The following is a 21,506-nucleotide window of genomic DNA, read 5'->3' on the forward strand; positions in this document are numbered from 1 at the left end:
GCGGTTCAGGTATGTCTAAACGCGATTATTACGAAGTGTTAGGTGTCGGTAAAGACGCCACAGAACGCGAAATCAAAAAGGCGTATAAGCGCCTGGCGATGAAGTTTCACCCGGACAGAAATGAGGGTGATAAAGAAGCTGAAGCCAAGTTTAAAGAAGTTAACGAAGCAGCCGAGATCCTGACTGACAAAGAAAAACGTCAGGCATACGATCAGTTCGGTCACGCGGGTGTCGATCCTAACCGTGGTGGTGGTCCTGGTGCGGGCGCAGACTTCTCTGACATCTTTGGTGATGTGTTCGGTGATATCTTCGGTGGTGGTCGTCGCGGCGGTGGTCGTCAGGCGCAACGTGGTGCAGACCTTCGTTACACCATGGAATTGACGCTGGAAGAAGCGGTTAAGGGTATCGCTCGTGAGATCGAGGTGCCAACCTGGGCTACCTGTGAAACCTGTGACGGCTCAGGAGCCAAGCCGGGGACATCTCCTAAGACCTGTGGTACCTGTCATGGCTCTGGCCAGGTCCAGATGCGTCAGGGCTTTTTCGCCGTCCAGCAAACCTGCCCAACCTGTCGCGGTCGTGGTCAGGTAATTGATGATCCTTGTAATACCTGTCATGGCGACGGCCGCGTCCAGAAGACCAAAACTCTGTCGGTTAAAATCCCTGCGGGTGTTGATACCGGTGACCGTATTCGTCTATCTGGTGAGGGTGAAGCCGGTGAATTTGGTGCACCAGCGGGTGATCTGTATGTGCAGATGCACGTCAAAGATCATGAGTTCTTTGTCCGTGATGGTAACAACCTCTATTGCGAAGTACCCGTGAGCTTCGCGCAGGCTGCGTTGGGTGGTGAAATCGAAGTGCCAACCCTAGATGGCCGTGTTGTACTTAAGATCCCTGCTGAAACACAAACCGGGCGTATGTTCCGCATGCGTGGTAAGGGCGTTAAGTCTGTGCGCAGTAATTCTGTGGGCGACTTAATGTGTAAAGCGGTAGTGGAAACCCCAGTTAAGTTGACTGCCAAACAGAAAGAGCTGTTGCAAGAATTGGACGAGAGCTTCAAAGGCTCTACCAAGCACAAGCCGAAAGAAACAGGCTTCTTTGAAGGCGTGAAACGTTTCTTCGATGACTTAACCTCGTAAATTATTGTTTACAAATTGAGCAGGAAAAGCCGCGGATTGTCGCGGCTTTTGTTTTTGTGGACACCTTGCAAGATCTGAGTTCACGGCGCATGCTGAATCCTTCACTAACGAGTTTGTTGTCAAATGCAGAATATTTACGTTGTCACTAAGTCTCAGGATATTTCGCTACACCTCTGTGTGTGGGCGAAACGCGCCCCTGCGGCCAGGGATAGACAACGACGTTAGTATCCGCATTCGTTGTTTAACAGAGGCCGCAGCTAACACTGCGGCCTTTTTTTATGTTCAGGAAGTACGGTATGACGCGTGTGCATGGATGCACAGGAGCGTCGATACCCAAAACGCTTCGCGGGGCGCGCTGTGTTCAGGACGAACGGTCGAAAAATGCTCCATGCATTTTCGACATTTCCGCCATCCATGGCGGTCGTATGCCTAGCGCGGGCACATGGTACCCAAAACACTTCGTGGGGCATGCTAATGTGCAGGAGCGGCGATAGTGCAAAACACTTCGTGGGGCATGCTAATGTGCAGGAGCGGCGATAGTGCAAAACGCTTCGTGTGACACGAAACGTTTTGCACGAAAAATGGCATTTATGCCCAACGAGTTTTCAGGTTTCAGTTTCAGCCGTGCGCATTGGTTTTCAGGCGCGGTTTCGTCAGTAAAAGGGAGGGGAGCAATGTCAGTACAGGCCGCCTATTTAGGTATTGTTTTGTTGTGGGCTACAACGCCTCTGGCTATCAGTTGGAGTGGTGAGGATAGTGGTTTTCTTTTTGGTGTGACCGCGCGTCTGACATTGGCTGCTATCACAGCGCTTGTGGTGCAGCAGGTCATTAGATTTCGACTTCCCTGGACGGCTGCTGCGCGAAAGAGCTATCTGGCGGCAGGTATTGGTTGTTATGTCAGTATGCTGGCGAGCTATTGGGCCGCGCAGCTGATACCTTCTGGCTGGCTTTCAGTCATATTTGGTTTTACATCTATTTTTACCGGTGTTTTTGCGGCCCGTTTACTTGGAGAGAAAGCGTTTACTCCCGCCAAATTGGTAGGCACCGCTATGGGAATAGTCGGATTAATGGTGGTATTCGGAACTGCCGCAGATCTGGGCGAAGGCGCCATTTGGGGAATAGTTGTTCTATTGCTGGGGGTGGCAGCCTTTAGCCTGAGTACGGTGCTAATTAAACGCTTTGCCGGCAAAGGTGGTCAGGCTGTCTCTGGGATGGCGATTACCACCGGGGGCACCTGGGTCGCGGCCCTGTTGTTTTTGATGACTTGGTTTTTGAGCGGACAAAGCTGGCCTGAGCAGGTAAGTGAGCGAGCTATCTATTCGATTGCCTACCTTGGCATTATCTCGTCTGTATTTGGTTCGTTTGTGTATTTCTATGTGCTTGCCAGAATGGAAGCGACACAGGTGGCGCTGATTCCTCTGATTACGCCAGTGATGGCGTTGATGCTCGGAAATCTGGTCAACAACGAACCACTGTCGACAGAAGTTTGGATTGGCACAGGGCTAATATTAACTGGCTTCGCATGCTACCAATTTGGCGGGAAGATTTGGCGCAATCGCTATCGGTTTGTTACTGGTAAAGCGTCTTAGATAGCCAAGCGAATGGAGAGCAAAGCGGCGGCTTATGATAAGCAGCCGCTTCGCTATTTAACTACTTACTAACAAGCGTTTAAATCGCTAAACTTGGCGTCGAATTGAATTAAGCAGTAAGGACGACTGTTTTATGCCTTTGTCTCTCAAGAAGTCGGCCATATCACTTTGTGCCGTGGCAGTGATCTCAGCGTGCGCCAGCTCTCCTACAGGGCGTGACCAACTATTGTTGTTTTCTGATCAAGAGATGGCTTCTATGGGGGCACAATCATTCGAACAGATTAAACAGCAGGAAAAGATTTCCGGCGACAGCGTGTTAAATCGCTATGTTCAATGTGTCGCTCGTCATATCACGGCGCAGGTACCAAAGCAGTATCACCAGTCTGGCTGGGAAGTCGTCGTTTTTGATAGTAAGCAGGCTAATGCGTTTGCGTTGCCGGGCGGCAAGATAGGTGTTTATACCGGCTTGCTCGATATTGCAGAAAACCAGCACCAGTTAGCCTCTGTTATTGGCCACGAAGTAGGCCATGTGATGGCTGACCATAGCAATGAGCGCTTAACGCATAGTCAATTAACTGGGCTAACGGTAGCGGCGGCAGGGGTGGCGCTTAGTGCTGCTGATGCTGAAAATAAGGCACTTTGGATGGCGGCTCTGGGCTTGGGAGTTCAGGTCGGTGTGATGCTGCCTTACAGCCGCACACAGGAGTCAGAGTCTGATGTGATTGGGTTGGATCTGATGGCAAAGGCTGGGTTTGATCCGCAGGGTAGCGTAGACCTTTGGCGCAATATGGCGAAAGCCAGCAATGGCGCGCCGCCTGAGTTTTTCTCTACACACCCCTCACACAGTACCCGGATTGCCGACCTGCAGGCCAATATGTCCAGAGCGCAGGGCATCGCCGAACAGGCGCGCAAAAAAGGGCTTAAGCCAGACTGCAGAATTCAGTAGATCTGATGACCTTTTGAAATGGAAACAAAGGCGCTTAGGCGCCTTTGTTTTTTCTCAACTGGTGTTTAATAAATACCGCTGAGACGCCTGCAACAGCCAATACCATGACATAGTAACTATGCGCGATAACTTCCACAGGAGATATCAAAAAGATCGAACCCAGCAGCAACGCCTGGGCACCGTAAGGTAACAAGCCCTGGCAAACGCAGGCGAAAATATCGAGTAAACTGGCACTGCGTCGAGGAGTTACCTCGTGTTTTTCGGCCAGGTCTTTGGCTAGATCGCCACTGACGATAATCGAAACTGTGTTGTTGGCGGTACAGGTATTGGTGAGGGCTGCAATGCCAGCGATGCCCAGCTCTGCAGCGCGCTCGTTTGCCTCTTCACTGTGCTTGCGGCTGAACAGCGCGATCACTCGTTCAATTTGCAGTCCCATCCATGCCAAGCCTCCCTGGGCTTTTACCATGGCACCCAATCCACCTATCATGATGGAGAGAATGAAGATCTCCTGCATGCTGCCAAAGCCCGCATAAATGTCTTTGGTGTATTGGCTTAAGGTGTAATCTTCGACCTGCATCAAGCCAACCAAGCCCGCAAAAATCAGCCCGATGGGCAGCACTAAAAATACATTTAAGCCCAAAACTGCGAGAACCAAAATGGTCAAGTAGGGCAGTACTTTGAGCCATTCAATATCACCTGCTTCTGGCGCTGCCCCTTCTGTCTGCATAAAGAAAAACAGGATGACGACGGCCAACGCCGCGGGGGTCGCGATCGAAATGTTTTCTCTGAACTTATCTTTCATCTCACAGCCTTGGGTACGGGTGGCTGCAATGGTGGTATCTGAAATAATTGATAGGTTGTCGCCAAACATTGCACCACTTATTACTACGCCGGCCATCAGTGCTTTATCTATACCTGCCGCCTCGGCAATGCCCAAAGCGATGGGGGCGACGGCGCCAATGGTACCCATTGAGGTGCCCATTGCCGTGGCGATAAACGCACTTATGAGGAATAGCCCTGGCAAAATAAACCAGCTTGGAATGACTGTCAGGCCCAGGTTTACGGTGGCATCAACGCCGCCAGTTGCTTTAGCTACCGTGGCAAAAGCACCCGCCAGCAGGTAGATAAAACACATCGCCATGATGTTGCTGTGGCCAGCACCTTTGAGGAAGGTGTCGATGGCATCATTCATTCCCCTGTGATGCATCAGAATTGCCAATAGCAGTGCGGGTAGAACAGCAACCGGACTCGGTAGCTGGTAAAAAGCGTAATCAACATTCTGCGCTTGGTAATACAAGCCCGTACCAATAAAGGTGACAAGAAAGAGCAGAATAGGGAGCAGAGCTGAGGCGCGTGGTGTGATATCAGTGTCTGATTGCGTCATTTGTCAGAAAGATTGGGGTTAATGTTCGGCAAATGGTAGCATTACCGCTTTCAAACGATAAGGAAACTCTGATGTCTGACGCGACATATTCAACTCCTCAGACCAAAGCCAGCTACGGTGTTGGTCGCAACCTTGGTGAACAGCTGAAGCAGAACCCTTTTGAAGGCCTGAACATTGATGCCGTTGTTGATGGCATCCGCGCTGCATTTGCTGGTGAACCAAGTGTTATCTCCAACGAAGATATGGAAGCGGCATTCGGCGTTATCCAGGAGGAGATGAAGGCGCAAGCGGCGAAGCAGCACGAAGGCGCTATCGCTGAAGGTAAAGCGTTCCTGGAAGACAACGCCAAGCGTGACGAAGTGACAGTGACTGAATCTGGCCTTCAGTACGAAGTGCTTGAAGCGGGTGAGGGCGATAAGCCAACTGTTAGTAGCATGGTTCGTACTCACTACCACGGTACTCTGATCAACGGTGACGTATTTGATTCATCTTATCAGCGTGGCGAGCCAGCAGAGTTCCCAGTAGGTGGTGTGATCCGTGGTTGGACTGAAGCGTTGCAGATGATGCCTGTGGGCAGTAAATGGCGTCTGTACGTTCCTTACGACCTGGCATACGGAGAGCGTGGTGCCGGTGGTGCTATCGGTCCGTATCAAACATTGATCTTTGATGTCGAACTTATCGACATTGTTGGCTAATTGAGTCTTTTTTTAACTTTTGCAAGGGCGATCACAATCGCCCTTTATTGTTTCTGCTTCCCACTCTAAAACCCGCTACCGATCACAGTTGCCCCCTTACCTTTCTCTTTAGAATCGCTGCCGGAATATTAAGAAGTCCGTATTGAATATTCGATACGGTGCATTAATAAAAATGATTTCGTGACCACACGAAACGTTTAAACACAAAAGAGAAATCTTCAAAAACAAAGGAAAGGCTATGCAGTTTAAGAAGAATAAGCTGGCCATTTACATGATGCCGCTGCTTGCAGCGTCCATGGTGGTTGGTTGCTCTGACGACGATGATGATGAACTGGTGTGTACTGCACCGGATTACATCAATGAAACGGGTGACGCATGTATTACCCCTACGCCTGACTCCCCGGCGCCGAACCCTAACTTAGATATCGATCCTCCGGGTGAAACAATGGAAGCGGCTGCAAACCAGCTGGTTCTTAACTACGTTGACCCGAATGCTTCTCCTCAAGCGATGGAAATTGACCCAGATAGCCCATACGCTAACTGGTCTCTGCATTTGTGGAACAATGAAAACTGTTCCTCTTTGGCTGAAAGTCAGCTGAACTCTGAATGGGGCGACACCAGCGTAGTTCCAGACGGTGCAGACGGCTACGGTCCATACTGGCTGCTTGACCTTTCTCAGGAAACTGGCTGTATTAACTTCATCCTGCGTGGTGAAGACGGTAATACCAAAATCATCAATGCTGACATGATGGTTGACCTGGATACCTTCACTGATCGTGCAGTTTCTTTGGTTGGTAGCAGCACGGAAGTCTATGACACTCGTGAAGCGGCATTTAACACCAACCCTCCTGGCATCAATATGGACAACCGCAATGCCCATTGGGTAGATGCGGAAACCATCCTGTGGGGTGAAAGCGGTGCTTCAGCTGTTCTTTACGTTTCTCAGTCAGGTAACTTAGGTCTGAATGCTGACGGCACTCTGAACGGTGACTTTGAAGCATATCCTCTGACGGCGGGTGAACTGTCTGCTGAAACCGCAGCTAAGTTCCCTGTAATTGCAGATCGCAACGCTTACGCTCTGCCAGCGGATTTCGATGCTAAAGCAGCGCTGAAAGGCCAGCTGTATATTGCTACCATGTCTGAAGGTCTCTGGATCGAGAAGATGAGCAAGCTGCAAACTCCAGGCGCAATTGACGCACTGTTTGCTTCAGCTGAAGGTGGTGCGCAGGATCAAGACCTGGGTGCTATGGTTGGCGATGCAGGCACTGAGTTTGCTCTGTGGGCGCCAACAGCTCAAAGTGTAACGCTGCATCTGTTTGATGCTGCTAAAGCGGCGATGGGTGAGCCAGTTGCGTTGACCGAAGATGCTAATGGTATCTGGCGTGTAACCACTGACGCACCACACGGTACTTTCTACAAGTACGAAATTACCGTTTATCACTATCAGACTGATAGCGTTGAGACACTGATGGTAACTGACCCGTATTCTTTGGGCCTGTCTACTAACTCAATGTACTCTCAGGTTATTGACTTCACAGCAGCCGACGTATCGCCTGAAGGTTGGGCTGACCACACAGTACCTACTGCTGAAGTAAGCACTATCAGTGTATATGAATCTCACGTACGTGATTTCAGTGCACATGATGAGAGCACTTCAGAAGCGAACCGTGGTAAGTACCTGGCGTTCACTGAAACTGAATCTGCTCCTATGATGCATATCAAGGCACTGAAAGAAGCGGGTCTGACTCACTTCCACCTGTTGCCTGTATTTGACATCGCGACCGTTGAAGAAGATGAAGCGATGCGCGTAGATATCAACGACACCGTTGGTAAGCTGTGTGGCATCAACGCTAACGCAAGCGTATGTGGCGAAGACTCTTCTGCAACAATCGCCTCTCTGCTGGAAGCATGTGACCCTGCAACTCAGTGTGCTGAAACCATCATGGATGATATCCGTGGTCTGGACAGCTTCAACTGGGGCTATGACCCATTCCACTTCGGTGCTCCTGAAGGTAGCTACGCATCTAACCCAGATGGCGTGACTCGAATTCATGAATTCCGTCAAATGGTTCAGTCTCTGCACAACGAAGGTCTGCGCGTCGTAATGGACGTTGTATATAACCACACCAACGCTTCAGGCATGAGTTCTGATAAGTCTGTTCTGGATAAAGTTGTTCCTGGTTACTACAACCGTTTCAATGCTGACACTGGCGCAGTTGAAACCAGTACTTGCTGTGACAACACGGCTACTGAGTTCGCGATGATGGAAAAACTGATGACAGATACTCTGATCATCTGGTCTCGCGACTACAAGATTGACTCTTTCCGCTTTGACCTGATGGGTCACCAGCCTCTGGATGCGATGGAGCGTTCTCTTGCTGCAGTTCAAGAAGTTGACCCTGACACCTACTTCTACGGTGAAGGTTGGAACTTCGGTGAAGTTGAAAACGATCGTCTGTTCAAGCAAGCGACTCAGCTGAACCTGGCTGGCACTGGCATCGGTTCATTCTCTGACCGTGGCCGTGACCACATCCGTGGTGGTTCACCGTTCGATTCCGCTGAAGGAATCCGTACTGCTCAAGGTTTCGCAAACGGCCTGTACAGCAACCCTAACGAGCTGAATGAAGGCGGTGAAGCTGAAAAAGCTCAGATCCTGCACTCTGCTGACGTTATCCGTGTAGAACTGGCTGGTTTGCTGGCTGACTTCGCACTGATCAACCACAGAGGTGAGACTGTTCGCGGCAGCGCGGTAGATTACAACGGTCAGCCTACTGGTTACACCGACTCCCCAACAGAGCTGGTTTCTTACGTGTCTAAACACGATAACCAGACGCTGTGGGACAACAACATGTACAAGCTGCCAGAAGGGCTGTCTAGTGCAGAGCGTGCTCGCTACCACACCTTTGCTCTGAGCTTCCCTGCACTGGGTCAAGGCGTACCATTCATCCACATGGGTTCAGACCTGTTGCGTTCTAAGTCTATGGAGCGTGATAGCTATGACTCAGGCGACTGGTACAACTATGTTGACTTCACTCGCACTGACAACAACTGGAACGTAGGTCTGCCTCGCGACGACAAAGACGCAGCTAACTACGAAGTGATTGGCGATATCATCGCTGATACCACTACTCTGCCTACAGAAGATGACATCGTGTTCGGCAGCGAAGTGTTCAAAGAGCTGATGCAGATTCGTATGAGTTCGCCTCTGTTCACTCTGGGCACTAAAGAAGCAGTAATGGGCCGTGTTGACTTCCACAACATGGGCGAAGAGCAAACGCCTGGCGTAATCGTTATGTCTATCGACGACGGTACTAACGCTGGTACGGACCTTGATCCTAACGCAGACGCGATTGTTGTTATCTTCAACTCAACGCTTACTGATTACACGCTGGCTGTTCCTGGTCTGGAGCTGCACTCTGTTCAGCAACAGTCTGTTGATGCTGTATACAACGATGTCGTTGTAACTGCAGAAGGCGTAACCGTTCCTGGTGTAACTACTGCGGTATTTGTTCTGCCACAGGGTGATGCACAAGGCACTGGTATCCCAGTGGCTGAGAAGAGCTTTGCTAACACGCCTCCATATGGCGATACCAAGCTTTACGTTCGTGGCAGCATGAACGGTTGGGGCACAGGTAACGAAGCTGAGTTCATCTACGATGGTCTTTACAGCGAAGTTATCGAGCTGACTGCAGGCGACTACGAGTTCAAAGTGGCTGACGCTGGCTGGACTGACGGCACTAACTTCGGTTTTGCTGACATGACTGTTGCTGAAACTTCTCTGACTATTACTGATGTAAACGGCAACCTGGGTGTAACCATTCCTGAAGACGGTCTGTATCGTTTCGACTTCAATGCTCGTGATACCAGCGCTCAGACTATCTCTGTGAAACCATATAATGATGTTGCACCATACGGTGAAGCTGTTCCTCTTCTTCGTGGCGATATGAACGAGTGGGGCGGTGATGATGCATTCACATTTGATACTGTTGGTATTTACAGCATTCAGTTGCAAGTGGCTGCTGGCACATTCAACTTCAAAGTAGCTGACGCAGACTGGGGTGGTCAGGGCATCAACCTGGGTGGCGGCGCGACCGTTGCTTTGGAAGAAGAGACTGTTCTGGTTCCTGGCTCCAACGACAATCTGTCTATCACTATCGAAGAAGCGGGTGAGTACGTGTTCACTCTGGATGCATTCGACACGAATAAGCCTACCCTGTTGGTAGAGCCTTATGTTGAAGCACCAGTAGAGCCTGAGCCAGCAAGCTGTACTCTGCTTGATCCAAGCACGGATACTGCACCAATTGCTGAAGCACTGTTCGTGCGTGGTGACCATTCTGGTTGGGAAGCTGAAGCTGAGTACGCGTTTGAATACAAAGGTAACAATGTTTACCAGGCAAGCTTCACTAACTCTGGAACCATCCAGTTCAAGATTGCTGACTCTTCAGCTAACTGGACTGTTCAGCACTATGTGCCAACTTCTTCAGAAAACGACAACCCTATGACAGGTTTGTTGCTGGATGAGGAATACAACACATACGCTAAGACAGGTGGTGCATTCTCTAACAACAGCATCTCGCTGCCAGATGCGCCGGTAATCTTTACTTTCACAGTAACAGCACCTGACGCATTGGATGATTACACTGGTACTCTGACAGTTTGTCAGCCTGAGTAATCCTCCTACTTACAACTAGTCTTAGTTGAATTGAAAACCGGCGCTTAGGCGCCGGTTTTTTTATCTTCGTCAAAAAAAGAACAGCAAATTAAGTTTTTGCTTTCATTAGTAACGGCTTGATGGAAAAATAGTCAGCACTAACGGATGAGCCCGCTTGGATTGGAAGCCAGTTCCCTCCTGAAAAGTTTATGAACACCTGTTCTTAATCTGCGAGCTATTCCGGCCGAATTTTGTTGTGGCAAGGAAAGAGCAAAAAAATGAAAAAGTTACTTATTGGAACGGCACTGCTTGCATCTGCCGTCAGCCCCTCACTGCTCGCCGCTCAGATCTCACTTGATCTGCAAGGTGGTGACTACATCAGTATTTCGCGTTTTGATGGCGTTGATTACACCTACGATGGTTATTCAAAAGACCTTGAGCAGTTTTCTACTGAATTAGGCATAGGAACGCCAACATGGGATTATTCGAATAAAGAAGAGTTCTATGCCGATTGGGCTGATTCTAACCACACCAGCTCATCCAGCTCGTTTGGTGGAGGCGCTATTGCTAACCGGCCCTTTACACCACTTTCCTCTGTACTATTAGAGAACAATCCGTTTTTGGATGCGATGCAACACAACAGCGATAGCTTGGGGCAGGTCAGCTATTTTGACGATTATGTTAACCCCGAGATTACCGATTCGGGTTATATCAACTTGCAGATTTCATGGGGAATGTCTGCGCACAGTGACTCGGTAGAAACAGATCAAGGCATAGAGTACTCCTACGGCGGTTACCAGTGGGATGCATACATCACCCTTAAGCAGATTTTCAGTGCTGACGAGGTTGTTGAGTACACCTTTGAAGAAGTGCTTGCGCTACTTTGGAGTGCCGATGGCGCAGATGTCTCTATCTATGAATCCTCCTACTATGACGAATCAATTTGTACGCCGATAGACGAGTTCAATGTTAGCTGTGGTAGCAAGTTCAGAGAGAGTTACTCCACCTGGTACGGCGGCGTCGTTTCCGTGCAAGGCGCTGATGTCGATGCTCCACAAACCATGCTGCTATCGATGCTAGGCCTATTCGGCATCGCGGCATATCGCAGAAAAGGTTAAAAGTTAATGGCCAGTACTAGTACTTTGGCGCTGGCCTTTAGTCTCCTCGCTTTATTCTCTCTTACTTCCTGTACTGGCTACCGCGAGCCATCGCTGGATGAACCTTTTACTAAACATCAGTTTGATTTAGGCACGCATCAACTGCAGCTTGCCATGCCGGGAAGTCGCAGTGTCGACTTCCCTATTTCACGTGGTCGAAAAAGCGTTGACCTGGCCGCTATCGGGGCTGCAGGCAAAGAGACCACGTTGGAGCTGTTTGAAGCTTATTGGGATTTTGGTGGAGGTTCCTTTAATAAGGTTGATGGTTCAATGCGCATAATGATCCGATTACGGTCCAATTATGCCGAAAATGGTGTCAGTTTGTTTACTCCAGAGAATCTGATTGCGCTTGCAAGAAAGAGGATGAATCATTCGACATTTCACATATCAGCTAATTTGGTTAGCCAAGAGGACATAGGTGGTTGTAGGTGGATCTTTTACAAGATTTCTGGGGACTCTGGAAAGAGGTCAATGAGAGATTTTTTGCTGGCGATAGGTAACAACCACTACTTGCATTTTGGAATCGATTTGATCCCTAACTCTGAAAACTACCTCTGGATGAACCGAGCAACAGAGATGTACAAACGCGTTCTGGAGAGTGTTGTTGTTTATCACAAGCACAGTGGCCAAAATGTTCGCAGTTGTCTCAATTAAAGGAGAGTGATTATTGCGACCAACACCAATTCAAATCGCCAATCCCCCCTTCTCCCTGTATAGTACTCACCCATACTGCATAACTATTCAAATTAGAGTACTTCCATGTCCGATTCTATCCGTGTTGCCATCGCCGGCTGTGCCGGTCGCATGGGCAAAAACCTTGTTGCGTCTGCTTTTGAAAGCCCGCTGGTTGAAGTGGTGGCAGGTTTCGAGCGCCCTGAAAGCAGCTTGATTGGCGTTGACCTGGGTGAGCTTGCCGGTGTCGGTAAATTGGATATCCCGGTATCTGCTGGCTTGGAAGGGTTAGAAGATCAGGTTGATGTGGTGATCGACTTCACCGCACCTGTGGCAACCCTGGCTAATATCGAATGGTGTAAAACGCACGGTAAGCAGATCGTGATTGGTACTACCGGTTTTTCTGATGAGGAAAAACAGGCTATTGATGAAGCGGCCAAGCACTGCGCCATTATGATGGCCTCAAACTACAGTGTGGGTGTGAATCTAGTATTCAAACTGCTCGAAACCGCAGCGAGAGTGATGGGTGATTACACTGATATCGAAATCATTGAAGGTCACCATCGTCATAAGGTTGATGCGCCATCGGGTACCGCGCTGAGCATGGGCGAAGTGATCGCAGACACCTTAAACCGTGACCTGAAAAAGGTGGCTGTGTATGGCCGCGAAGGGATCACGGGTGAAAGAGAGCGAGATACCATCGGCTTTGCTACTATTCGTGCAGGCGATCTGGTGGGTGAACACACCGCCATGTTTGCTGATATCGGCGAGCGAGTAGAGATAACTCACAAGGCGTCAAGTCGAATGACATTTGCCAATGGTGCCGTTCGAGCGGCCGCTTGGATCAAAAATAAGCAGTCTGGATTTTTTGATATGCAAGATGTGCTCGGATTGAAGGATTAAAGCACTGCTTTTAGCCGTTTCGTAGCAAAGTTCGTTGATAAAGTTAAAAAATTGTAAAATTCCAAATCTGTGATGGACGTCAATATAGGTTTGTAATAGAATGCGCGGAATTTGCCAAAGTTTCGGTAAAGACGAATATTTATAGTCTTAAAAGACGCGTTGATTGGGAGTAAATCCATGATTTTACTCCCTTTTTGCTGCCAAGTGTGGAGGTTGTCTTGAATAAACCCGCTCTACTGGTGCTCGCTGATGGCACTGTTTTTCGCGGTCGTTCCATAGGCGCTGATGGCCAATCGGTCGGTGAAGTGGTTTTTAACACTTCAATGACTGGTTACCAGGAGATCCTGACTGACCCATCTTATGCCCGCCAAATTGTCACTCTGACATATCCTCATATCGGTAATACCGGTACCAACAGTGAAGACGAAGAATCTGCCAATATCTGGGCCACCGGTCTGGTTATTCGTGACCTTCCTTTGCTGGCAAGCAACTTCCGAAATGAAGAAACGCTTTCCGAATACCTGACTCGCCATAATGTGGTGGGGATCTGTGATATCGATACCCGTAAGCTGACGCGTATTCTTCGTGAGAAGGGGGCTCAAGCCGGTTGTATCGTAGCCGGTGACAATGTTGATGAAGTCGCCGCAAAAGCTGCTGCTGAGGCATTCCCTGGCCTGAAGGGCATGGACCTGGCGAAAGAAGTGACTACCAAAGAGCTGTTCAACTGGACTGCGGGTAGCTGGACACTGGGTGAAGGTCACGCACAACCAGAGGCTGACAGCCTGCCACATCACGTTGTCGCCTATGACTTCGGTGCTAAACGCAACATCCTGCGCATGTTGGTTGACCGCGGCTGTAAGCTGACCGTCGTACCAGCACAAACTTCGGCGGAAGAGGTGTTGGCGATGAACCCAGATGGCATCTTCCTTTCTAACGGCCCGGGTGACCCTGAGCCTTGTGATTACGCCATCAGCGCTATTAAGTCGTTCCTCGACACGGATATTCCAATCTTTGGTATCTGCCTTGGTCACCAGTTACTGGCATTGGCCAGTGGCGCCAAGACCGTAAAAATGAAGTTCGGCCACCACGGTGCTAACCACCCTGTGAAAGATCACGACAACAACACGGTCATGATCACCAGCCAGAACCACGGTTTTGCGGCAGACGAATCGACGCTGCCTGATACCTTACGTGCGACGCACACCTCGCTGTTTGATGGCTCGCTGCAGGGTATTCATCGCACTGATAAGCCTGCATTCAGCTTCCAGGGTCACCCTGAAGCCAGCCCAGGCCCGCACGATGCGGCACCGCTGTTCGATCACTTCATCGAACTTATCGAACAACGTAAAGCTAAGTAACAGATTTGCAGCAAGGGTAGACGATGCCAAAACGTACAGACTTACAAAGCATATTGATTCTCGGTGCTGGCCCGATCGTAATCGGCCAGGCTTGTGAATTTGACTACTCAGGCGCGCAAGCCTGTAAAGCGCTGCGAGAAGAGGGTTACCGAGTCATCTTGGTAAACTCGAATCCAGCCACAATTATGACCGACCCTGAAATGGCTGATGCGATCTACATTGAGCCAATTCACTGGGAAGTGGTTGCCAAGATCATTGAAAAAGAGCGCCCGGATGCGGTTTTGCCTACGATGGGTGGTCAGACGGCACTGAACTGTGCACTTGAGCTGGAACGCGAAGGCGTGCTTGAGAAGTTCGGCGTTGAAATGATCGGTGCGACCGCAGATGCGATCGATAAAGCGGAAGACCGTGACCGTTTTGATAAGGCGATGAAGTCTATCGGCCTGGAGACGCCTCGCGCTGAAACTGCCCACACCATGGACGAAGCGCACGATGTGCTCTCACGTATCGGCTTCCCATGTATTATCCGTCCTTCATTCACCATGGGCGGTACCGGTGGCGGTATTGCATACAACGTCGAAGAGTTCGATGAGATTTGTACCCGCGGTTTGGACTTGTCTCCAACCAGCGAGTTGCTGATCGATGAGTCTCTGATCGGTTGGAAAGAGTACGAGATGGAAGTGGTTCGTGATAAAAACGACAACTGCATCATCGTCTGCTCTATTGAAAACTTCGACCCTATGGGTATCCACACCGGTGATTCTATCACCGTTGCGCCGGCACAGACGCTGACTGACAAAGAGTATCAGTTGATGCGTAACGCCTCGATGGCGGTTCTGCGTGAGATCGGTGTTGAGACCGGTGGTTCAAACGTACAGTTCGGTGTGAACCCTGATGATGGCCGCATGGTTATCATTGAGATGAACCCACGTGTTAGCCGCTCTTCAGCGCTGGCATCTAAAGCGACAGGCTTCCCGATCGCAAAAGTAGCCGCCAAGCTGGCCGTAGGTTACACCTTGGATGAGCTGCTCAACGACATCACGGGTGGTAAAACACCAGCAAGCTTCGAGCCTGCCATCGACTATGTCGTTACTAAGATCCCACGCTTTAACTTCGAGAAGTTTGCCGGTTCAAACGACCGCCTGACCACCCAGATGAAATCTGTGGGTGAGGTAATGGCGATTGGTCGTAACCAGCAGGAATCAATGCAGAAGGCTCTGCGCGGTCTGGAAGTAGGTGCGACCGGTTTCGACCCAGTGGTTGACCTTAACGACAACGAAGCGATCTCTAAGATCCGTCACGAACTGCAAGACGCTGGCGCAGACCGTATCTGGTATGTGGCTGACGCATTCCGTGCTGGCCTGACCGTAGAAGACGTGTTTAAGCTGACCATGATTGACCGCTGGTTCCTGGTACAGATTGAAGATCTGGTACTTGCGGAAGCGCAGGTGAAAGAATCTGGTCTGGCTGGTCTGGACGCTGATTTCCTGAATCAGCTGAAGCGCAAAGGTTTCTCAGATGCGCGTCTGGCAGCACTGCTGGGTGTCTCTGAAGCGGAAGTACGTAAAGTGCGTGCTCGTCACGAAATCTTCCCAGTGTACAAGCGTGTAGATACCTGTGCGGCAGAGTTTTCGACCAACACTGCATACATGTACTCAACGTACGATGAAGAGTGTGAAGCTGCACCTTCTGACAAAGACAAGATCATGGTGATCGGTGGCGGTCCTAACCGTATTGGTCAGGGCATCGAATTCGATTACTGCTGTGTTCACGCGGCACTGGCGATGCGTGAAGACGGTTACGAAACCATCATGGTGAACTGTAACCCGGAAACCGTTTCTACTGACTACGACACCTCTGACCGTCTCTACTTTGAGCCGGTAACTCTGGAAGACGTGCTTGAGATTGTCCGTGTTGAAAAGCCAAAAGGCGTGATTGTTCAGTACGGTGGTCAAACGCCACTGAAACTCGCGCGCGCTTTGGAAGCTGCAGGTGTACCAATTATCGGTACCAGCCCAGATGCGATTGACCGTGCTGAAGACCGTGAGCGTTTCCAGCAGGCGGTCGAGCGTCTTGGCCTCAAGCAGCCTGAAAACGCGACTGTAACCGCGTTGGAAGAAGCGGTGGCACTGGCAGAGAAGATTACTTATCCATTGGTTGTTCGCCCTTCATACGTATTGGGTGGTCGCGCCATGGAGATTGTTTACGACGAAGTGGACCTGCGCCGTTACTTTAACGAAGCGGTAAGCGTGTCTAACGAGTCTCCAGTATTGCTGGACCGCTTCCTGGATGACGCGACTGAGATCGATATCGATGCTATCTGTGATGGTAAAGATGTGGTTATCGGCGGCATCATGGAGCACATCGAACAAGCCGGTGTTCACTCGGGTGACTCTGGCTGTTCACTGCCTCCGTACAGCCTTAGCCCTCAAATTCAGGACCGCATGCGTGAACAGGTACGCAAGCTGGCACTTGAGCTGGGCGTAATCGGCCTGATGAACGTTCAGTTCGCGGTGAAGGAAGATGACATCTACCTGATCGAAGTTAACCCGCGCGCAGCACGTACGGTTCCGTTTGTATCTAAAGCTACCGGTGTTCCTCTGGCAAAAGTGGCGGCACGAGTGATGGCGGGACAGTCTCTGGAAGAACAGGGGGTTACCAAGGAAGTGATTCCTCCGTACTACTCTGTGAAAGAAGTGGTTCTGCCGTTTAACAAGTTCCCAGGTGTTGACCCAATTCTCGGCCCAGAGATGCGTTCAACCGGTGAGGTAATGGGTGTAGGTGAAACCTTCGCTGAAGCCTTTGCTAAAGCTGAGCTGGGTGCCAACAAGAACCCACCGCGTAAGGCGGGTCGTGCGCTGATTTCTGTTCGCGACAGCGATAAGAAACGCGTCGGTGACTTGGCCAAGAAGCTGATTGAACTGGGTTACGAGCTGGATGCTACTCACGGTACAGCAGTCGTGTTGGGTGAAGCAGGTATTAACCCTCGCCTGGTAAACAAGGTTCACGAAGGTCGTCCACACATTCTTGACCGTCTGAAGAATGGCGAGTATAGCTATATCATCAACACCACCGAAGGTCGTCAGGCGATTAAAGACTCGGTAGAGCTTCGTCGTGCGGCATTGCGTCAGCAGGTAAACTACACCACCACGTTAAATGGTGCGTTTGCTACCTGTATTGCGCATACTGCAGATGACCGTGCCACGGTGACTTCGGTACAAGAGCTACACAAGAAAGCAGCAAAGTAATGAACAAAATACCAATGACATCCCTCGGAGCTGAACAGCTCCGAGAGGAGCTGAATTACCTCAAATCTGAGCGTCGTCCTAAGATCATTGCGGCGATCGCGGATGCGCGTGAGCACGGTGACCTTAAAGAAAACGCCGAGTATCACGCAGCGCGTGAGCAGCAAGGGTTTTGTGAAGGCCGTATTCAAGAGATTGAAGCCAAGCTTTCCAATGCCCAGGTGATTGACGTCACCAAGATGGCGAACAACGGTAAAGTGATTTTCGGTGCCACGGTTAACGTGTTGAACGTGGAAACTGATGAAGAGTTTACTTACCGCATCGTGGGTGATGACGAAGCCGATCTTAAACAGAACCTGATCAGCGTTAATTCACCGATTGCCCGTGCATTTATCGGCAAAGAGGTTGATGACGTTGCGCTGGTGCAGACTCCGCAGGGTGCTGTTGAGTACGAAATTATGGAAGTGGAATATATCTAACGGATAACCGCTGACATGAAAAAAGGCCGCATTTGCGGCCTTTTCTGTGTTTATGTACAGGATGTACGGTACGCCGCGGGCACATGGATGTGCAAGAGCGGCGATTAGCGGTTTAGTATTAGCGCTAAAGACTACGCCTTGGGCAGTGTGATTTTCTTGTCGTCACTTGGACGATACAGGATCACGGTTTTACCAATCAGCTGTACATTGATTGCCTGTGTTTCGCGAACGATTGCGTCCACGACGGCGTGGCGCATCTCTCTGTCATCGCCCGGCAGCTTTACCTTGATCAGCTCGTGGTGATTGAGCGCGATTTCAATTTCTGCCAGAACGCCTTCGGTTAATCCGTTTGCACCTAAAAGTACCACTGGCTTGAGTGGGTGTGCTTCAGCTTTCAGGTACTGTTTCTGTTTATTGGTCAGTTGCATATCGGCTCTTTTTTGCTGAGTTACTTGAAACCGGCATAGTTTACCTCCATTAATGGACTAATGACTAACAGTGATCACTGATTAAATGAGTAAAAAGAAGCGTTCTGCCAGCAGCACTCGCTGGATGAAGGAACATTTTGACGATAAATACGTTCAGGAAGCACAAAAACGCGGCCTGCGCAGCCGAGCCGTTTTCAAACTCGAAGAGCTCCAGCAGCAAGATAAGTTAATCCGCTCAGGTGATACCGTCGTAGACTTAGGTGCAGCCCCTGGCGGTTGGTCGCAATTAGCGGCAGAACTCGTTGGCGAGAACGGCAAAGTCATTGCCTGTGATATTTTGCCAATGGATCCTATCGCTGGCGTGGCGTTTTTGCAGGGCGACTTTCGTGAAGAGTCTGTGCTAAACGCTCTGCTAGAGTATGTTGGAGACGCTAAAGTCGATTTGGTGATGTCTGATATGGCTCCCAACATGAGCGGAAACGGCACCGTTGACCAATCACGTTCTATGTACCTGGTGGAATTGGCTTTGGATATGTGTCATCAGGTATTGGCACCTCAGGGGCGTTTTGTGGTCAAAGTATTTCAGGGGGATGGGTTCGACCAATTTTTGCAGGATGTACGTTCTGCATTCACCAGTGTAAAGACCCGAAAACCCGATTCTTCGCGGGCTCGCTCGCGAGAAGTGTATATCGTGGCTAGCGGATACAAACTGTAGTACCCTAGCATTTAGTTAAGTTATTTATTTGCGGCGAAGAGGCAGAACTACCTTGAGCGATATGGCAAAAAATCTCATCCTTTGGCTGGTCATTGCAGTTGTACTGATGTCCGTAGTACAAGGGATTTCGACACAGGATAGTGCGGGAAAAACCATTGACTACACCCAGTTCATTGAACGCGTGAACAATGGTCAGATCCGCGAAGTTGAAATTGATGGCAAGACCATCAACGGTCGTACTACGGGTAATGAAACCTTTGAAACCATCATCCCTATGTACGATGAAGCGCTCATGAACGAGCTGCTTAAAGCCAACGTTAAAGTCGTGGGTACTCCTGAAGAGCAACAAAGCTTCTTAGCCCAGATCTTCATCTCTTGGTTCCCAATGTTGCTTTTGATTGGCGTCTGGATCTTCTTTATGCGCCAGATGCAGGGCGGCGGTGGCAAAGGTGCCATGTCGTTCGGTAAGTCCAAAGCACGCCTCATGAGCGAAGATCAGGTCAAAGCCACTTTCTCAGACGTTGCCGGGTGTGACGAAGCAAAAGAGGAAGTGAGCGAACTGGTTGATTACCTGCGTGAGCCTTCAAAGTTCCAAAAGCTTGGCGGCAAAATTCCTAAAGGCGTTTTGTTAGTTGGCCCTCCAGGTACAGGTAAAACCTTGTTGGCGAAAGCGATTGCCGGTGAAGCCAAAGTTCCGTTCTTTACTATTTCCGGTTCAGACTTCGTTGAAATGTTCGTGGGTGTGGGTGCATCTCGAGTCCGTGACATGTTCGAGCAAGCGAAAAAAGCAGCGCCTTGTATCGTATTTATCGACGAAATTGATGCCGTTGGTCGCCAACGTGGTGCCGGCCTGGGTGGCGGTCACGATGAACGTGAACAAACCCTGAACCAGATGCTGGTTGAGATGGACGGTTTCGAAGGTCACGAGGGTATCATCGTGATTGCGGCAACCAACCGTCCAGACGTACTGGACCCAGCGCTGTTGCGTCCAGGTCGTTTTGACCGTCAGGTGGTCGTTGGCCTACCGGATGTTCGTGGTCGTGAACAGATCCTAAAAGTACATATGCGCAAAGTGCCTTTAGCTGAAGGTGTTGAGCCATCAGTCATCGCGCGTGGCACGCCTGGCTTCTCAGGTGCTGATTTGGCCAATCTGGTCAACGAAGCGGCACTGTTCGCTGCTCGTGGTGATAAGCGCCTAGTCTCAATGGAAGACTTTGAGAAAGCCAAAGACAAGATCATGATGGGTACAGAGCGTAAGTCCATGGTGATGAGCGAGGAAGAAAAAGCGATGACGGCTTATCACGAAGCCGGACACGCGATCGTCGGACGCTTGGTACCAGAGCACGATCCTGTTTATAAGGTAAGTATCATTCCTCGTGGTCGCGCGTTGGGTGTGACCATGTATCTGCCAGAGCAAGATCGCGTCAGCCACAGTAAAGAACACCTCGAAAGTATGATCTCCAGCTTGTTTGGTGGTCGTCTCGCTGAAGAAGTAATCTACGGCGCAGAAAAAGTGACGACGGGAGCCTCCAACGACATTGAACGTGCAACGGACATTGCGCGTAAGATGGTCACTCAGTGGGGCTTGTCTGAAAAGATGGGGCCGTTGCTTTACGCTGAGGAAGATGGCGAAGTGTTCTTGGGGCGCAGTGTTGCTAAAGCCAAGCATATGTCCGATGAGACCGCTCGTGCTATCGACGAAGAGATCAAGCGTGTCATCGACCGCAACTACAATCGCTCCAAGGATATCTTGAACGACAATATGGATATTCTGCATGCGATGAAAGATGCGTTGATGAAGTATGAAACCATCGATGCTAAGCAGATTGATGACCTAATGGCGCGTCGTGAAGTGCGGGAGCCTGCAGACTGGACAGACAACAGTAGTTCGGATGATTCGGATAAAGGCAGTGCGGCTGCGACGGGTGATACGCCTTCAGCGCCTCCTTCTGCGACACCGGACGATGCAACAGCCAAGTAAATTGGTGTAATATCATGATTAACGCCCTGCTAATGCAGGGCGTTTTTATATACAGGAAGTATGGTCGAAAACTGCTCCATGCGTTTTCGACATTTCCGCCATCCATGGCGGTCGTACGCCGCTACGCTAACGCGGGGTGAGCTTTGCCGCGTTAGGAGCACAGTGGC

General features: G+C 50.1%; 15 protein-coding genes. 13 read left to right on the plus strand and 2 right to left on the minus strand.

Annotated features, from left to right (window positions below; all coding sequences use genetic code 11):
- The first annotated feature begins 11 nt into the window (after positions 1–11).
- The 3 genes from dnaJ to ABEA14_RS01850 all read left to right on the plus strand — a co-directional run bounded on the left by dnaJ (position 12) and on the right by ABEA14_RS01850 (position 3,671).
- Positions 12–1,136 (plus strand): molecular chaperone DnaJ, encoded by a 1,125-nt coding sequence (gene dnaJ, locus ABEA14_RS01840; protein WP_345338105.1) that lies wholly within the window; start codon positions 12–14, stop codon positions 1,134–1,136.
- A gap of 674 nt (positions 1,137–1,810) precedes the next feature.
- Positions 1,811–2,725, plus strand: a complete 915-nt coding sequence (locus ABEA14_RS01845; protein ID WP_345338106.1) for a DMT family transporter — start codon at positions 1,811–1,813, stop codon at positions 2,723–2,725.
- A gap of 133 nt (positions 2,726–2,858) precedes the next feature.
- Positions 2,859–3,671, plus strand: a complete 813-nt coding sequence (locus ABEA14_RS01850; protein ID WP_345338107.1) for a M48 family metallopeptidase — start codon at positions 2,859–2,861, stop codon at positions 3,669–3,671.
- A 34-nt stretch (positions 3,672–3,705) separates the two neighbouring features.
- On the opposite strand, the gene ABEA14_RS01855 is transcribed toward ABEA14_RS01850, so the two are convergent.
- Positions 3,706–5,055 (minus strand): Na+/H+ antiporter NhaC family protein, encoded by a 1,350-nt coding sequence (locus tag ABEA14_RS01855; protein ID WP_345338108.1) that lies wholly within the window; start codon positions 5,053–5,055, stop codon positions 3,706–3,708.
- 71 nt (positions 5,056–5,126) lie between these two features.
- On the opposite strand from ABEA14_RS01855, the gene bamJ reads away from it, so the two are divergent.
- The 8 genes from bamJ to greA all read left to right on the plus strand — a co-directional run bounded on the left by bamJ (position 5,127) and on the right by greA (position 18,215).
- Positions 5,127–5,750: a BamJ family beta-barrel-assembly machinery protein gene (gene bamJ / locus ABEA14_RS01860; RefSeq protein ID WP_345338109.1), complete on the plus strand. Its 624-nt coding sequence runs from the start codon at positions 5,127–5,129 to the stop codon at positions 5,748–5,750.
- Between the two features lie 238 nt (positions 5,751–5,988).
- Complete coding sequence (pulA, locus tag ABEA14_RS01865) at positions 5,989–10,422, plus strand: pullulanase-type alpha-1,6-glucosidase (RefSeq protein ID WP_345338110.1); 4,434 nt, start codon at positions 5,989–5,991, stop codon at positions 10,420–10,422.
- 257 nt (positions 10,423–10,679) lie between these two features.
- Complete coding sequence (locus ABEA14_RS01870) at positions 10,680–11,519, plus strand: hypothetical protein (protein WP_345338111.1); 840 nt, start codon at positions 10,680–10,682, stop codon at positions 11,517–11,519.
- Between the two features lie 6 nt (positions 11,520–11,525).
- On the plus strand, positions 11,526–12,212 hold the full coding sequence (locus ABEA14_RS01875; RefSeq protein WP_345338112.1) for a hypothetical protein: 687 nt from the start codon (positions 11,526–11,528) through the stop codon (positions 12,210–12,212).
- Between the two features lie 105 nt (positions 12,213–12,317).
- Positions 12,318–13,133: a 4-hydroxy-tetrahydrodipicolinate reductase gene (gene dapB, locus ABEA14_RS01880; protein WP_345338113.1), complete on the plus strand. Its 816-nt coding sequence runs from the start codon at positions 12,318–12,320 to the stop codon at positions 13,131–13,133.
- Between the two features lie 218 nt (positions 13,134–13,351).
- Positions 13,352–14,491, plus strand: a complete 1,140-nt coding sequence (gene carA / locus ABEA14_RS01885; protein WP_345338114.1) for a glutamine-hydrolyzing carbamoyl-phosphate synthase small subunit — start codon at positions 13,352–13,354, stop codon at positions 14,489–14,491.
- Positions 14,492–14,514: 23 nt separating this feature from the next.
- Complete coding sequence (gene carB / locus ABEA14_RS01890) at positions 14,515–17,739, plus strand: carbamoyl-phosphate synthase large subunit (protein WP_345338115.1); 3,225 nt, start codon at positions 14,515–14,517, stop codon at positions 17,737–17,739.
- Entirely contained in the window at positions 17,739–18,215 is a 477-nt protein-coding gene (gene greA, locus ABEA14_RS01895; protein WP_345338116.1) for a transcription elongation factor GreA, read from the plus strand. The genes carB and greA overlap by 1 nt, the downstream gene beginning before the upstream one ends.
- A gap of 131 nt (positions 18,216–18,346) precedes the next feature.
- Here the strand turns inward: greA and yhbY are convergent, their stop codons facing one another.
- Positions 18,347–18,643, minus strand: coding sequence for a ribosome assembly RNA-binding protein YhbY (gene yhbY, locus ABEA14_RS01900; protein ID WP_345338117.1), 297 nt, complete (start codon positions 18,641–18,643; stop codon positions 18,347–18,349).
- A gap of 85 nt (positions 18,644–18,728) precedes the next feature.
- Between yhbY and rlmE the strand changes: the two genes are divergently transcribed.
- Positions 18,729–19,358: a 23S rRNA (uridine(2552)-2'-O)-methyltransferase RlmE gene (rlmE, locus tag ABEA14_RS01905; RefSeq protein ID WP_345338118.1), complete on the plus strand. Its 630-nt coding sequence runs from the start codon at positions 18,729–18,731 to the stop codon at positions 19,356–19,358.
- A gap of 52 nt (positions 19,359–19,410) precedes the next feature.
- Positions 19,411–21,339, plus strand: a complete 1,929-nt coding sequence (ftsH, locus tag ABEA14_RS01910) for an ATP-dependent zinc metalloprotease FtsH (RefSeq protein WP_345338119.1) — start codon at positions 19,411–19,413, stop codon at positions 21,337–21,339.
- Positions 21,340–21,506 lie beyond the last annotated feature (167 nt).

The organism is Corallincola platygyrae (assembly GCF_039544265.1).
GTDB classification, from domain to species: Bacteria; Pseudomonadota; Gammaproteobacteria; order Enterobacterales; family Neiellaceae; genus Corallincola; species Corallincola platygyrae.